A 13,182-nucleotide genomic window follows, 5' to 3' on the forward strand; every position below is an offset into this window, starting at 1 on the left:
TTCCAAACCGCCTGAAATTACTTTGCTGACGGCCATTTATATATCACTTTGCTATCCCGCTGATTTCTGCATGCTGCCGCGCAGTATGCAAAAAACACGTTTTTACCTTTATTTCTGTTACTTATTCCTGAGCGCTGCCGGGCAGCATATAGAGCACACCTTCTAACCCCCCGGTAATGGCCTTACTCACAACAACTTCAAGCGCTTGGTGGCTGTAACTCAGTGTTCTGACCAGCATGGGCAGATTCACACCGGCAATCGCTTCTACTTTGCCTGCTTTGACTAAACGCTGAGCAACATTGGATGGCGTGCCGCCATAGATATCGGTGAGCAGCAGTACACCCGAGCCATCGTCTAATTGGCTGATCATTTCGTTGGCGCGTCTTACTACATCGTCGGGTTCATCCGCTTTGCTTACTGATAATTGCAGTAAGTTTGGCAGATCCCGCGCCATAATATGTTGGGCACACGAGACTAAGGCTTCGCCTAAAGACACATGCGTCACAATGATAATACCAACCATACCTTCCTACCTTAACGGGTGTAAGTTTGATGTTATTAAATACAAGAAAGCAAGATGCTCTAAATATACCGCTTTTGCTTGTTACCGTAAGCGGTAAATATGTACCGGGGGCTTGATCCACGTCAGCCGGCGTTGTAAATCTGCTGTCACATAGACACTGCCATCATTACCTACGATGAGTACATCTTGCAATCCAAAACGTTTGGCATGGCGTAATGTATTTCCTATGCCATCAATAAAAATAGGTTTAGTGGCTGCGTCAGAGATCGCTCCTGCTTCTAAGCTGGGCGGGGCAATTACGGTAGCCGCTTCCATGTTGGTGGCGGGCTGGCCGGTTCGCGGGTCGATTAAATGCGAGTAGCGCTTGCCTGCTACTTCAAAAAAACGCTGGTAATCACCCGAAGTGCCAATTGCTTCGCCATCCCTTAAAGCAATCGTCGCCATAGCTTGCGGCTCGCGCGGGTGTTGTATGCCCACAATCCATGGCGTTTGATCTTTTTTGCCCAATGCTAGTACATTGCCGCCGATGTTAATCAGCGCGTTATTTACCCGGTGTTTACGCAAATAGGCTGCGGCACGATCAAGCGCCCAGCCCTTGGCAAAGCCGCCGGTATCAATTTTTACTGCCGGATTACTGCTGCTCACCGTGGTTGCGTCAAAAGTCAGGTCGCTCATTCTTGGTTGGGCAGCCAGCAGATCGGCAATGATTTCACTTTTGGGCAGAGTGGCGGTGTAGTTGTCTTTATGAAAACCCCATGCTTCAACGAGGCCACCCATGGCTGGGTTAAACAGCTGCTCAGACTGATCAGCATATTGGCTTGCCTGTTTGAGCAGTGCTGCGGTTTCGGTATCGATCAGAGCAGGCTCGCCCCTGGCAAAGCTGGCATTGATCCGGGTGATTTCGGAGGGCAGCCAGGGGTGCAGGCGGGTATGAATTCGATCTAAATCAGCAAAGACTGCCGCCACATGTTTTTGCGCCACATCTTCGGGCAAGCCCCATACCGAGATCTGTACCCGCGTTCCAAATACATAGCTTTCTTGCTGATAAAGCGGCGCCCTGCTGCAAGCACTGAGCAGCAGGGCCGCGATAAGCAAGAGAAAGCGCTTCATGCTGCCGTGTGCTTTTTTAGGTCATCAATAAAAAGACCTGCAATCTTGATGTCTGATTGCGCTGCGTTTTCGGCGGGGAGATTGCCTGCTGGTCGTTTAATACGCATCAGTTTGCATGCTTTTCTAAAGCGTCAATAAAGAGACCTGCCACGTTGATGCCAGATTGCGCGGTGATTTCGGCAAAGCAGGTCGGGCTGGTGACATTTACCTCGGTGAGGTTTTCGCCAATCACATCCAGCCCCACCAGCAGCAGGCCTTGAGCGGCAAGCTGCGGCCCAAGTGCTTCGGCGATTTCCCTGTCTCTGGCCGTTAATGGCCTTGCCACGCCGCTGCCGCCAGCGGCCAGATTGCCGCGTGTTTCACCCGCCTTGGGAATCCTTGCCAGGCACCAGTCCACCGGCTTGCCATCGATCAGCAGAATGCGCTTATCGCCTTCTTTAATCGCCACAATATAGCGCTGCGCCATGATGGTCTGTGTGCCATTGGCCGTCAGCGTTTCGATAATCGAGCCTACATTCGGGTCCGCCTGTGTAAGACGGAAAATCCCGGTGCCGCCCATACCATCCAGTGGCTTAAGAATAATGTCACCGTGCTCTGCCAAAAATGCCCGCACATCGCTTTCTGACTGGCTGACCAGCGTAGGCGCAGTAAATTCTGGAAACTTTAAAATCGCCAGTTTTTCATTAAAGTCGCGCAGCGCCTGGCCACGGTTAAATACTTTTGCACCCTGTGCTTCGGCCAGCGTAAACAATTGCGTGGCGTAGAAATACTGCTGATCAAATGGCGGATCTGTGCGCATGATCACAGCATCGAAGTCTTTCAGGGCGGTAATGGCGGTTTCACTCTGGATATACCAATCGTGGCCGCTTTGTGTGTCGGTAAAGTGTAACTGCGCTGCCAGCGCTTCAACGATGCCGTCTTTGACTCTCAGGTTTTCAGCGCCGCAGGTAAACAGCAAATGCCCGCGCAAATCCGCCTCGCGCATCATGGCGTAGCTGCTGTCTTTGTAAATTTTTAAGCTGGCAAGCGGATCAAGCACGACAAGGATTTTCATAGCGGCCTTCATATTGGGAGTCGTGAGTCGGGATTGGTGAGTCGGGCCTAGGTTTACTCCCCACTCCCCAGTTGTTGGGTGAGTCGGGAGAAGAGAATCGGGTGTTGGGTTTACTCCCCACTCCCAAATCCCGACTCCCCACCTTTAGAAACTTATTCCAGCTCTAAAGACCCGGCCAGTAAGGCCAGTCTTGCCACTACGCCGTAGGAGTAGAAGCGGTTTGCTTCACAGTCTGGTGAGCCGTCGCAATCGGGGGTAGAGAGCGGGGAAGCAAAGGCTAGTGGTACAAAGTGCGCGCCCGGTGCGTTCAGATTTTCATCGATGCCACGGCCTGTGTGTACGCGGTAAAAACCGCCAATTACAAAGCGATCCAGCATATACACCACGGGCTCAGCAACAGCGGCGTTGATTTGCTCGAACGTTGGCACGCCTTCTTGCACGATCACATCGTGTACTTCCATGCCTTCTTTAATCACGCTCATTTTATTGCGCTGCTTGCGGTTTAATCCTAGCAATTCTTCGCCGGATTTCACGCTCATAATGCCCATGCCGTAAGTGCCGGCGTTGGCTTTTACAATCACAAAAGGCACCTGATCAATGCCGTGCTGCTGGTATTTGATGCGGATTTTTTCAATCATGGCATCCACGGTGGCTGCCAGCTTGTCTTCACCGGCGCGGGAGTGAAAGTCCAGCCCGTCTACGTGCTCAAAGTAAGGGTTAATCACCCAAGGGTCGATATTAATCAGCGCAGCAAACTCTTCGACCACTTTATCGTAAGCGGTGAAATGCTGAGTTTTACGGCGCACGGCCCAGCCTGCATTGAGCGGAGGCAGCAGCGTTTGCTCGATATCTTGCAAGATGGCCGGAATACCCGCTGATAAATCGTTATTGAGCAGTACTACACAAGGATCAAAGCCCGCAATGCCAACACGTTTGCCATTACGCACAATCGGCTCCAGCGTCACCTGGCCGCCATCAGGCAAATCAAGTGTGGTGCTGGTCGTGATTTCAGGATTCATGCTGCCTAAACGCACCACTAAGCCAGCCTGGCGCAAGATTTTGGCCAGTGCGGCCACGTTTTGCAGGTAGAAGGTATTGCGGGTGTGGTTTTCCGGGATCAGCAAAACTCGGCGTGCATCAGGGCAATAGCCTTCCAGTGCAATCATGGTGGCCTGCACTGCCAGCGGGTGGAATTCCGGATTCAGATTATTAAAGCCGCCCGGGAATAAATTCATATCCACCGGCGCCAGCTTATAGCCAGCATTACGTAAATCAACTGAGCCATAAAACGGCGGAGTGTGTTCCTGCCACTGGTTGCGGAACCAATGCTCGATTTCAGGCTGGGCAGCCAAAATTTTACGTTCCAGATCCAGCAGCGGGCCTGTAAGTGCGGTGGTCAGATGTGGAACGCTCATTTTGGGGTATTCCTTAGTGGTTTCATGCAGGGCATATGCGGGCGCCGGGCGTTGGATTCAACTCTGAAGGGCCGCTAATTCGCTTGCCTGCTGTTTATGCTTGGTTTTTCAGCCCGGAAAAACAGACTTCCAGCATGGATTCGATAATGGTTTCGTGATCCAGCTTGCTGTAAAGCTGTAAGTATTCTACGGCCGGATCACAGGTTCTTGCGTAATAGGCAAACAAAATCACATCAAAAGGCAGGGCGGGATTGAGCTGGCCTTGTTTCTGAGCTTGCTGAACAATGGCCTCTATCTTGCCATTTAATTTCAACACTCTCATGACGTATTTCAGGTTGCGTGTCAGCATTTCACGAACATGCGTACTGGTTGAAGGCAAAAAGGGCATGCCACCCTCCAGCCTGATTCTTAATGCCCATGCCAGCAAATCTTTTAGCTGCTGTATCGGGCTTAGCCCTGAGGGCATGGCATCCAGATAATCAAGTGCGCCATCTATCAGGCGAATCATCGCTGCACCCACCAGATCTTCCTTGGATTTAAAGTGCTTATAGAGGCTGGGTTTTGAAATGCCTACTTCCTGGGCAACATCGTCCATGGTCATCAGGTCAAAGCCCTTGCTGGCCAGTATGGCGGTGGTTGCATCGAGGATCGCCGTTTCGCGCAGCTTAAAGGCCTGATCTTTGAAGCTTAATTTGCTTAAAATACTCATTGGTAATTAAAGTTACTCTGTGGTAGATTTAATTGCATGGTGGTTTAGTTGCCATATTAGCCGCTGATGAGAGGAATGGATAGCTTGAATATTCAGCCTTTGCTTCAGCCCTTATTCAGGTGCTTGTTTTTTAAACCATTCAAAGGAAACCCCCGTGGCCCTGCAAGTCTCTTCTGGTTTCAGACAAAAAATCGCCGTGATTGGCGCAGGTATATCGGGCCTTGCCAGTGCATATTTGCTCAATCGCAAGCACGATGTTTGCCTGTTTGAGGCGGGAAGCTATCTGGGCGGGCATAGCAACACGGTGGATGTGTCTGTTAACGGGATCAGCCATCCTGTTGATACCGGCTTTTTGGTGCTGAATGATAAAACCTACCCCAATTTAGTGGCTTTGCTGGCCGAGCTGGATGTGGCAACGTACAGCACGGATATGTCGTTTGGCGTATCTATGGATAAGGGCCAGCTGGAGTGGGCAGGCACAGATCTTGATGCCGTATTTGCTCAGCGGCGCAATCTTTACTCCCCCCGCTTTTGGGGCATGCTCAAAGATATTTTGCGATTTAATAAAGCAGCAGAGGCAAATTTACTAAGGGCTGGCAATAGCGGGGAAACATTAGGGCAGCTGCTGGATGCAGGTGGTTACGGCCAGCTGTTCAGGGACGCATATTTGCTGCCCATGGCTGCAGCAATCTGGTCGAGCTCACCCAAAGATATTCTGGGCTTTCCCGCGCTGACCTTTTTGCGTTTTTGTATTAATCACTCTTTATTGCAAGTGAATGGGCGGCCGCAATGGCAAACCGTGCAAGGTGGCTCCCGCAGCTATGTGAAGCGTATCGCCGCCACTTTGCCGGATATCCGTCTTAATACGCCGGTGCTGGGTGTACGCCGGGATGCAAGTGGTGTGCGTGTTTTAACCGCCACTGGCGAATCACATTTCGATGCTGTGGTTTTTGCAGGGCATGCCCCCGACACTTTAAGTATTCTGGAAGAAGCCAGTCCCTGCGAGCAAAAGCTGCTGGGGGCTGTGCGCTACCAGCCCAATACCGCTTATTTACACCTGGATGAGCAGCAATTACCTCAAAACAAAAAAGTATGGTCGGCCTGGAACTACCTGGGCGGTGCTGCGGTGGATGGGCAACGCCCTGTTTGCGTGAGCTATTTGCTGAATCAATTACAAAATCTGCCATTTGAGCATCCGTTGATCGTGACGCTGAATCCTTTTAAAAAGCCAGATTTAGTGATTGCGCAGTTTGAATACCAGCACCCGATTCTGGATCAGGCCGCGATTGAGGCACAGCAGCGTTTACCGCAGCTGCAGGGGCGCAACCGCACCTGGTTTGCCGGCGCATGGACAGGCTATGGTTTTCATGAAGACGGTTTGAAATCTGCATTACGCGTGGCTGCTGATTTTGATGTACTTCCCGCATGGGCACAGCTCTAATGCGTGCCGCTTATTTATTAACCGGGCAGGTGATGCACGAGCGGCTCAGGCCGGTGCAAAACCGCTTTGTGTACCCAGTGTTTTGCCTGCGCCTGAATCTGGCCCGGCTGGGCGAGCTGAATAACCGCTGGTTTGGCGTTAACCGCTGGCGGCCTTTATCGATAGCCACACGCGATTATGGTGCCAGAGATGGCTCTGATTTGCAGGGCTGGATGCGTGGCCTATTAAAAGAAGCGGCTATCGAGGCTGATGGCGAAATTTGGTTGCAAACCTTTCCCAGAGTCTTTGGCTATGCCTTTAATCCGGTGAATTTTTGGTTTTGCCACGATAAGAATGGCGGCTTAAGAGCCGTACTGGCCGAAGTGAACAATACCTTTGGCGAGCATCATCGCTATTTATTACAAGCGGCAGGCGGCAGGGTGATTCTGGCCGATAGCGATTTACACAGTGTTAAAGCGCTGCATGTTTCGCCTTTTTGCCCAGTGGCAGGTCATTACCAGTTTTGCTTTAAAGATTCGCCAGACAGCGCCTTTGTGGCGATTGATTATTTTGATCAGGAAGGCCTGCTGATTAAAACTGCGGTTGCAGGCCGACGTGTCTCGTTTACCCCAGCGCATTTGCGCTGTGCTTTGCTGGCCCAGCCCTTTTTAACGCTGGGCGTGGTTGCCAAAATTCATTGGCAGGCGCTGCGTCTGTGGATGAAACGCGTGCCGTTTTACCGTAAGCCTCAGCCACCGTTACACCCTGTTAGCCATTCACTTCATTTGCGAAGTTCAAAGGAAAGCCAATCATGAGCCAAGCGCGCAGCCTGTCTGCTTTGCCCTCTGCCGCGCCTGCTGCGGCCCGGTTATTTATCCAAGTCTTGCAACGCTTGCAGCATGGGCATTTGCAGCTGATTACCCCCGATGGCAGCCATCTCACATTTGGCGATTTACACACGCCGCCCAGTGCCGTGCTGCATATCCATGACTGGCGCGCTTGCGGGCGGATTATCAAGGCGGGTGATATTGGTTTTGCAGAAAGCTATGCAGCTGGCTGGCTGGATACGCCTGATTTAACCGCCTTGCTGCGGCTGGCTTTAAAAAATGAAGCGGCGCTGGAGCGCTTTGTCTTTGGCGGCAAGCTGGCCACGCTTTGGTATCGGCTGAAACACTGGCTGCGCCCCAACACGCGTGAGGGCAGTAAACGCAATATCCACGCGCATTACGACATCGGTAACGATTTTTACCAGCTGTGGCTGGATAAAAGCTGGACCTATTCCAGCGCTATTTTTGCAGGTGATTTCAGCCAGAGCTTAGAAAGTGCCCAAGCCGCCAAATACCAGAGAATTATCGATACGCTGGCTTTAAAAGCAGGCGATAAAGTATTGGAAATTGGCTGCGGCTGGGGAGGCTTTGCCGAGCATGCCGCACGCTGCGGCGTTGAAGTGCACGGCATTACCATTTCAGAAGCGCAGCTGGCCGTGGCTCAAGCGCGCAATCAGGGTAATAGCGCCAGGCTTTGGCTCTGTGATTACCGCGATTTAAACGAGCAATACGATGCCATTGTGTCGATAGAAATGTTTGAAGCCGTGGGCGAGCGCTTCTGGCCCAGCTATTTTAATCAGCTGCAGCAATGCTTAAAGCCGGGGGCAAAAGCGCTGGTGCAAAGCATCACCATTGATGATGCGCGGTTTGAAAACTATCGCGCCAATACCGATTTTATTCAGCAGTATATTTTCCCCGGCGGCATGCTGCCCAGCCCGGAGCGCTTTGTGGCCAAGGCGACCGAAGTTGGCCTTAAAACAATCGATCAATACCATTTTGGCGCAGATTATGCCGAAACGCTGCGCCGCTGGAGCCAGGCTTTTAGCGCGTGTGAAGCGACCATTGCGGCGCAAGGTTTTGATGATGAATTCCGGCGTATCTGGCGGCTGTATTACGCCTATTGCGAAGCAGGCTTTGATGAGGGGCGAACCGATGTGGTGCAGTTCTTATTACAAAAAACTCGCTAGCGCACTGCTACTGATGACGCTAGCTAGTGGCACATTTGCCGCCGGCTGGCGGGAAGAGCTGCCTGCAGCTACGCCGCTTGGATCGGGTGAATTTCGCTGGTTGGGTTTCAGAATTTATACCGCCCGATTATGGAGCGAGCAACGGCCCTTTGTTGCCAGTGCGCCTTTTGCGCTGGAGCTGACTTATCACCGCAGCATCAGCCGTGAGCGTTTTGTCAGTAGCAGCCTCGATGAAATCAAGCGTTTATCCAGCAAAGAATATAGCAAGGCGCAGCTGGCTCGCTGGCAGGCAGAGATGGAGCGCGCGTTTAGTGATGTAGAAAGTGGTGATCAGCTGATCGGTGTGTATTTGCCCGGTGTGGGTTGCCGCTTTTATGGCAAAAAGGGCTTGAATGCCGAAGTGGCCGATGTTGAATTCGCCAAAGCGTTTTTTGCCATCTGGCTGGATGAGCGCAGCAAAGACAGCAATCTGCGCGCGCAACTATTGGGGCAAAAGTGAAGCCCGCGCTGGCCTATGGCCTGCTGGGTTTGCCGCTGGCGATGGCGGCCTTGCCGGTTTATGTACACGCCCCGGCCTATTACGCAGGGCAACTGGGCATGGCCTTATCCACCACGGGTCTGGTGTTGTTTCTGGCAAGATTGGTGGACACCGTCCAAGACCCGTGGCTAGGGCATCTAATTGATTTAAAGGCAGGGCGCTTGCATGGCTGGATGCTCGCTGCTGGCCTGCTACTGGCGATTTCTTTTGCCGGTTTGTGGTTGCCACCAGTACAAGGCACGGCACTGATTGCATGGCTAGCGGTGATGCTGATTGTTATTTACACCGCGCATAGCATGCTGAATATCGCCTATCTGGCGTGGGGAGCAAGGCTGGGGAATGAGGCTGCACTGCTCAATGCCGCTGCTTGGCGCGAAGGTGCAGGGCTGATTGGCGTGGTGCTGGCAAGTATCGTGCCGGGATATTTGATGAACGGGCAGCAGGTGGAGCAAGGCATGGCCTGGTATGCCCTGGCATTTACCCTATTGCTGGCTGTGGGCATCGTAGCGCTGCTGTATCGGGCCTTACCCTGGTTGGGCGGGGGCGAAAAGCAATCGTGGCGCGAGCCGCTGGCCAATCCGGCATTCAGGTGCTTATTACTGCCTTACTTTTTAAACGCGGTTTCGGTGGCGATACCGGCCACGCTGGCGCTGTTTTATATCCGCGATCGCATCGCTGCCCCGCAATTATCCGGTGCATTTTTAGCCGCTTATTTTGTGGCTGCGGCTCTGGGCTTGCCGCTGTGGGTAAGGCTGGCTAAGAAAACCGGCACGGCAAAGGCGTGGCGCTTAGGCATGATTTTGGCTGTGCTGGCTTTTGCAGGCGCAGCTTTGCTTAGCGCTGGTGATGTGGCTGCCTATGCTGTGGTCTGCATTCTGGCCGGTCTGGCACTTGGGGCTGATTTAGCCCTGCCACCGGTGTTATTGGCCGGCTTGATTTCACCTCAGCATTCAGCCGCCAGCTATTACGGCATTTGGACCCTACTGGGCAAGCTGGCCCTTGCCCTATCTGGGCTCGCCTTGCCGCTTTTGGCTTTGGGCGGCTATCAGCCGGGCGTCGCGGGGGAGGGCGGATTAAGCCTTGGGCTGACTTATGCCGCCTTGCCATGCGCGATTAAATTGCTGGCAATGTGGCGTTTAAATGTAGTCATCCGGCAGCAAACCGATCTAAAAGGATCCATATCATGAAAGCACTGTTAATTATGTTTTGCCTGCTGCTTGGCGCTTGTGCCGGGCCGGATGTGCGCCATTACCAGCAGCAACAGCCTGCCTTAGATTTAGTGCAGTTTTTTAGCGGCCAGACAGAAGCATGGGGCACGTTTCAAAAGCGGGATGGCGAAGTGGTCAAGCGTTTTCATGTGCTGCTGACTGGTACCCTGCAGGGGGATCGTTTTGTATTGGATGAAGACTTCACATACAGCGACGGCAGCAAGCAAAAACGCGTTTGGACTTTACGCCAGCAAGCGGGTGGGCAGTGGACAGGCACAGCGGACGATATTAAAGGCGAGGCGCAAGGGCAGATTGCCGGTAATGCGCTGAACTGGAAATACACCATGCTGCTGCCGGTAGATGGCTCGGTTTATGAAGTGCAGTTTGATGACTGGATGTTTTTAATCGATCAAAAAACCATGATAAACCGCGCCAGCATGAGCAAATTTGGCTGGCAGCTGGGTGAAGTTACGCTGTTTTTCCGTAAAAAGGATTAGCCATGTTTGCCAGCCTTAATCCTCAAATTAGGCAGTGGCGCGCACAGCGTGTATGGCTGATTGGCGCTTCCAGCGGCATTGGTGCGGCGCTGGCCCGTGATTTAATCGGCAAAGGCGCTCGTGTGGCTTTAAGCTCGCGCAGCGAAAGCCGGCTGCTTCAAGTGGCTGCGGCGAGTGAGCAGGTGCAGATTATCCCCTTTGATGTGGCCGATGCAGCCGCCTGGCCTGGCGCTTTTCAGCAGATACAAAACGCATGGGGAGGCGTCGATCTGGTGGTGTTTTGCGCAGCAGATTACCGGCCAGAGCGCAGTTGGGAAGTGAAAGCCGCACAGGTAGAGCGCACGCTGGCGGTGAATTTAGCCAGTGTTTATTTTGGGCTTGAAACCATCCTGCCTGATTTACTTGCCAGGCAAGCGGGCAGCGTGGCAGTGATTGCCAGTGTGGCAGGCTATATGGGCTTGCCCAATGCATCTGTTTACGGCCCGAGCAAGGCCGCGCTGATTAATCTTGCTGAGCTGCTTTATGCCGATCTGCACCCGCGTGGCCTTGGCGTGTATCTGATTAATCCGGGCTTTGTAAAAACGGAGCTAACAGCAAAAAATAACTTCAGCATGCCCGCTCTGCAAACGCCGGAACAAGCCGCCAGCGCTATTTTGCAAGGCATGGAGCAAGGCCGCTTTGAAATCCACTTTCCCCGCCGCTTTACGCTGGCGATGAAATGCCTGCAAAAACTGCCCTATCGCTGGCGTTTTTCTTTGCTGCAGCGATTGGCGTGAGGGAGTTAAACAGCAAAACCCAAATCTTGCACCACGGAGCTCACAGAGAACACGGAGTTTCACGGAGCAAAGCAAACTTTGAATGATTCACTTAAGGCACACCATGCTGCTTGATGAAATGTTGCAGTGGTACGAGGCCATCAGCCTGCAAAATCTGGATGAAATCGAGCGTTTTTATAGCGCAGACGCTTGGTTTAAAGATCCATTTAATGAAGTGAATGGCGTGGTGGATATTCGCCGTATCTTTGCTCATATGTTTGAAACCACGCAAAAGCCACGCTTTGTGATGAAAGATCGCGTAATGCAGGGCGAAAGCGCGTTTATTACATGGGATTTTGTTTTTGAGCTGCAAGGCAAGGCGTACAGCGTGCACGGCGCATCGCACCTTAAATTAAATGCACAGGGCCAGGTGTGTTATCACCGTGATTATTGGGATGCGGCCGAAGAGTTATTCCAGAAGCTGCCAGTGATCGGCATGCCGGTACGCTGGCTGCGGCGGCAGTTTGCTTTGAAAAAGCCTGCTATTTAGCTTGCCATGCGTGTTTGATGTATCGCGCTTACAAATACGTGCACAGCCCTGTTCAGTGCTGCTGATATTTCTGTGTGGCTGACGATCCCCTCATGGTTTAAGCCGCAGCCCAAGAGTGGCACCGATATTGATGACTCTTCAATCACATTCCCCGACATGGTTTTAATCACTTCACGCAGGGCGGCCTGGGCATGGCTGGCTCTTGGCGATGTGTTGAACAGCGCAACCGGCATATTGGGGAACGATTCACTGCCGACCAGCCAATCCAGCGCATTTTTTAATACACCACTGATACCATGTGCATATTCAGGGCTGGCTATAAAAACGCCATCTGCCATGCTTAATTCTTGCTGTAAAGCCGCCAGTGCCTGATTAGGCTCATTCTCAAGATCAGGATTGAATAGCGGTAGTTCGCCTAAGTGATTAAACAGCCGAACTTCAATATGCTCAGGTGCTAATTGGCGGATCGCGTTTAAGAGCGCGGTATTGACTGAGCATTTTCTAAGGCTGCCCGATAGCGCCAGAATACGAATTTTTTTCATAATTAAGTGTTGGTGCTGCTGAAGTAAGTGGTGTGGCATTCACGTTAAATTGTGAGATCTTAAACATATCATATGCTGATGGCTTACTTGTGTTTTTATACCAGTGTAAAAAAACAGTTATATTTGTTGGCATTGTAGCCTTTGGGTGAACTTGTATGACCATGAAGTGGATCGTGATTGTGTTTTGTGCGCTGCTGGTGGGAAACACTCAGGCGACATCGTCGTCCAAAAGTTATAGCGGCGGGTTTTCTTCTTCTCGTAGCAGTAAACCTGCGCCGGGCAAGCCTGCTGCGCCGCAAAATACCGGCAGCAGTGAATCTAAAAAAACATCGTTTGGTACTTTTGGCAGCGCAAAGAAAACCGACACTCAAACCACACCCAGCCAGTCTGCAAGTAATAAAAGCATGAGCCGTGCGGCAGAAAAAGATAAAGCTTTAAAGACGCTGAACGAGCGGGAAGCCAGATCGCGGCAATCGGCTTCAAATATTTATATCCCTAATCCAAAACCTGATCAAAATCAGCAGGCTCCTGATCCCTACCGGCAGGCGGATTCAGAGCGCAATCCTAACCGTAATGGCTCGTTTGGCCAGTCTTTAGCGGGATCGGTGCTGGGCAATATGCTGGGCAATTCAATCAGCCGCTCCAGCCATCAGCAGGGTAGTGCACAGAATCAACAGAATCAGGCGCAAAAGCCTGAGCAGTCTTCTGGCTGGCTGGGGGTGTTTTTCTTTGGTTTGATTGTATTTATTATCGCTTTTTTAATTCTGGCTTTTTTCTTAAGAAAAAAAGCGGCGCCGCAGCGTTACTCATTAGGGGATCGTTAAGATCAACTTTATTCACTTATGGT

General features: G+C 51.9%; 15 protein-coding genes. 9 read left to right on the forward strand and 6 right to left on the reverse strand.

Going from position 1 to position 13,182, the window contains the following annotated elements; translation table 11 throughout:
* Positions 1-121: 121 nt before the first annotated feature.
* The 5 genes from CSQ88_RS01500 to CSQ88_RS01520 all read right to left on the reverse strand — a co-directional run bounded on the left by CSQ88_RS01500 (position 122) and on the right by CSQ88_RS01520 (position 4,811).
* Entirely contained in the window at positions 122-523 is a 402-nt protein-coding gene (locus CSQ88_RS01500) for a PTS sugar transporter subunit IIA (RefSeq protein WP_099396357.1), read from the reverse strand.
* An 81-nt stretch (positions 524-604) separates the two neighbouring features.
* Complete coding sequence (locus CSQ88_RS01505) at positions 605-1,633, reverse strand: FAD:protein FMN transferase (protein WP_099396358.1); 1,029 nt, start codon at positions 1,631-1,633, stop codon at positions 605-607.
* A gap of 106 nt (positions 1,634-1,739) precedes the next feature.
* Positions 1,740-2,687, reverse strand: a complete 948-nt coding sequence (gshB, locus tag CSQ88_RS01510; protein ID WP_099396359.1) for a glutathione synthase — start codon at positions 2,685-2,687, stop codon at positions 1,740-1,742.
* A gap of 152 nt (positions 2,688-2,839) precedes the next feature.
* Positions 2,840-4,102, reverse strand: a complete 1,263-nt coding sequence (gene gshA, locus CSQ88_RS01515; RefSeq protein WP_099396360.1) for a glutamate--cysteine ligase — start codon at positions 4,100-4,102, stop codon at positions 2,840-2,842.
* A gap of 94 nt (positions 4,103-4,196) precedes the next feature.
* Positions 4,197-4,811 carry a TetR/AcrR family transcriptional regulator gene (locus CSQ88_RS01520; protein ID WP_099396361.1) on the reverse strand — a complete coding sequence of 205 codons (615 nt, stop codon included), beginning with the start codon at positions 4,809-4,811 and terminating at the stop codon, positions 4,197-4,199.
* Positions 4,812-4,965: 154 nt separating this feature from the next.
* Between CSQ88_RS01520 and CSQ88_RS01525 the strand changes: the two genes are divergently transcribed.
* The 8 genes from CSQ88_RS01525 to CSQ88_RS01560 all read left to right on the forward strand — a co-directional run bounded on the left by CSQ88_RS01525 (position 4,966) and on the right by CSQ88_RS01560 (position 11,793).
* A complete protein-coding gene (locus CSQ88_RS01525; protein ID WP_257212400.1) occupies positions 4,966-6,252 on the forward strand; it encodes an NAD(P)/FAD-dependent oxidoreductase in 1,287 nt (428 codons plus the stop codon).
* On the forward strand, positions 6,252-7,046 hold the full coding sequence (locus CSQ88_RS01530) for a DUF1365 domain-containing protein (protein WP_099396362.1): 795 nt from the start codon (positions 6,252-6,254) through the stop codon (positions 7,044-7,046). Before CSQ88_RS01525 ends, CSQ88_RS01530 begins: the two co-directional genes overlap by 1 nt.
* Positions 7,043-8,245: a cyclopropane-fatty-acyl-phospholipid synthase family protein gene (locus CSQ88_RS01535; RefSeq protein WP_099396363.1), complete on the forward strand. Its 1,203-nt coding sequence runs from the start codon at positions 7,043-7,045 to the stop codon at positions 8,243-8,245. The genes CSQ88_RS01530 and CSQ88_RS01535 overlap by 4 nt, the downstream gene beginning before the upstream one ends.
* A gap of 13 nt (positions 8,246-8,258) precedes the next feature.
* Positions 8,259-8,744, forward strand: a complete 486-nt coding sequence (locus CSQ88_RS01540; RefSeq protein ID WP_218962974.1) for a chalcone isomerase family protein — start codon at positions 8,259-8,261, stop codon at positions 8,742-8,744.
* Positions 8,741-9,970 carry an MFS transporter gene (locus CSQ88_RS01545; protein WP_257212401.1) on the forward strand — a complete coding sequence of 410 codons (1,230 nt, stop codon included), beginning with the start codon at positions 8,741-8,743 and terminating at the stop codon, positions 9,968-9,970. The genes CSQ88_RS01540 and CSQ88_RS01545 overlap by 4 nt, the downstream gene beginning before the upstream one ends.
* Positions 9,967-10,488 carry a DUF3833 domain-containing protein gene (locus tag CSQ88_RS01550; protein WP_218962975.1) on the forward strand — a complete coding sequence of 174 codons (522 nt, stop codon included), beginning with the start codon at positions 9,967-9,969 and terminating at the stop codon, positions 10,486-10,488. The genes CSQ88_RS01545 and CSQ88_RS01550 overlap by 4 nt, the downstream gene beginning before the upstream one ends.
* A 2-nt stretch (positions 10,489-10,490) precedes the next feature.
* Positions 10,491-11,264, forward strand: coding sequence for an SDR family NAD(P)-dependent oxidoreductase (locus tag CSQ88_RS01555; protein ID WP_099396365.1), 774 nt, complete (start codon positions 10,491-10,493; stop codon positions 11,262-11,264).
* A gap of 82 nt (positions 11,265-11,346) precedes the next feature.
* Complete coding sequence (locus tag CSQ88_RS01560; protein ID WP_257212404.1) at positions 11,347-11,793, forward strand: nuclear transport factor 2 family protein; 447 nt, start codon at positions 11,347-11,349, stop codon at positions 11,791-11,793.
* On the opposite strand, the gene CSQ88_RS01565 is transcribed toward CSQ88_RS01560, so the two are convergent.
* Positions 11,790-12,335 carry an NADPH-dependent FMN reductase gene (locus CSQ88_RS01565; protein ID WP_180273491.1) on the reverse strand — a complete coding sequence of 182 codons (546 nt, stop codon included), beginning with the start codon at positions 12,333-12,335 and terminating at the stop codon, positions 11,790-11,792. The genes CSQ88_RS01560 and CSQ88_RS01565 overlap by 4 nt on opposite strands.
* A 155-nt stretch (positions 12,336-12,490) precedes the next feature.
* Between CSQ88_RS01565 and CSQ88_RS01570 the strand changes: the two genes are divergently transcribed.
* The gene (locus CSQ88_RS01570) at positions 12,491-13,159 is read left to right on the forward strand and encodes a hypothetical protein (protein ID WP_099396366.1); all 669 of its coding nucleotides are present in this window, start codon (positions 12,491-12,493) and stop codon (positions 13,157-13,159) included.
* The last annotated feature ends 23 nt before the right edge of the window (positions 13,160-13,182 follow it).

It is taken from the genome of Iodobacter sp. BJB302, assembly GCF_002735645.1.
GTDB lineage: Bacteria > Pseudomonadota > Gammaproteobacteria > Burkholderiales > Chitinibacteraceae > Iodobacter.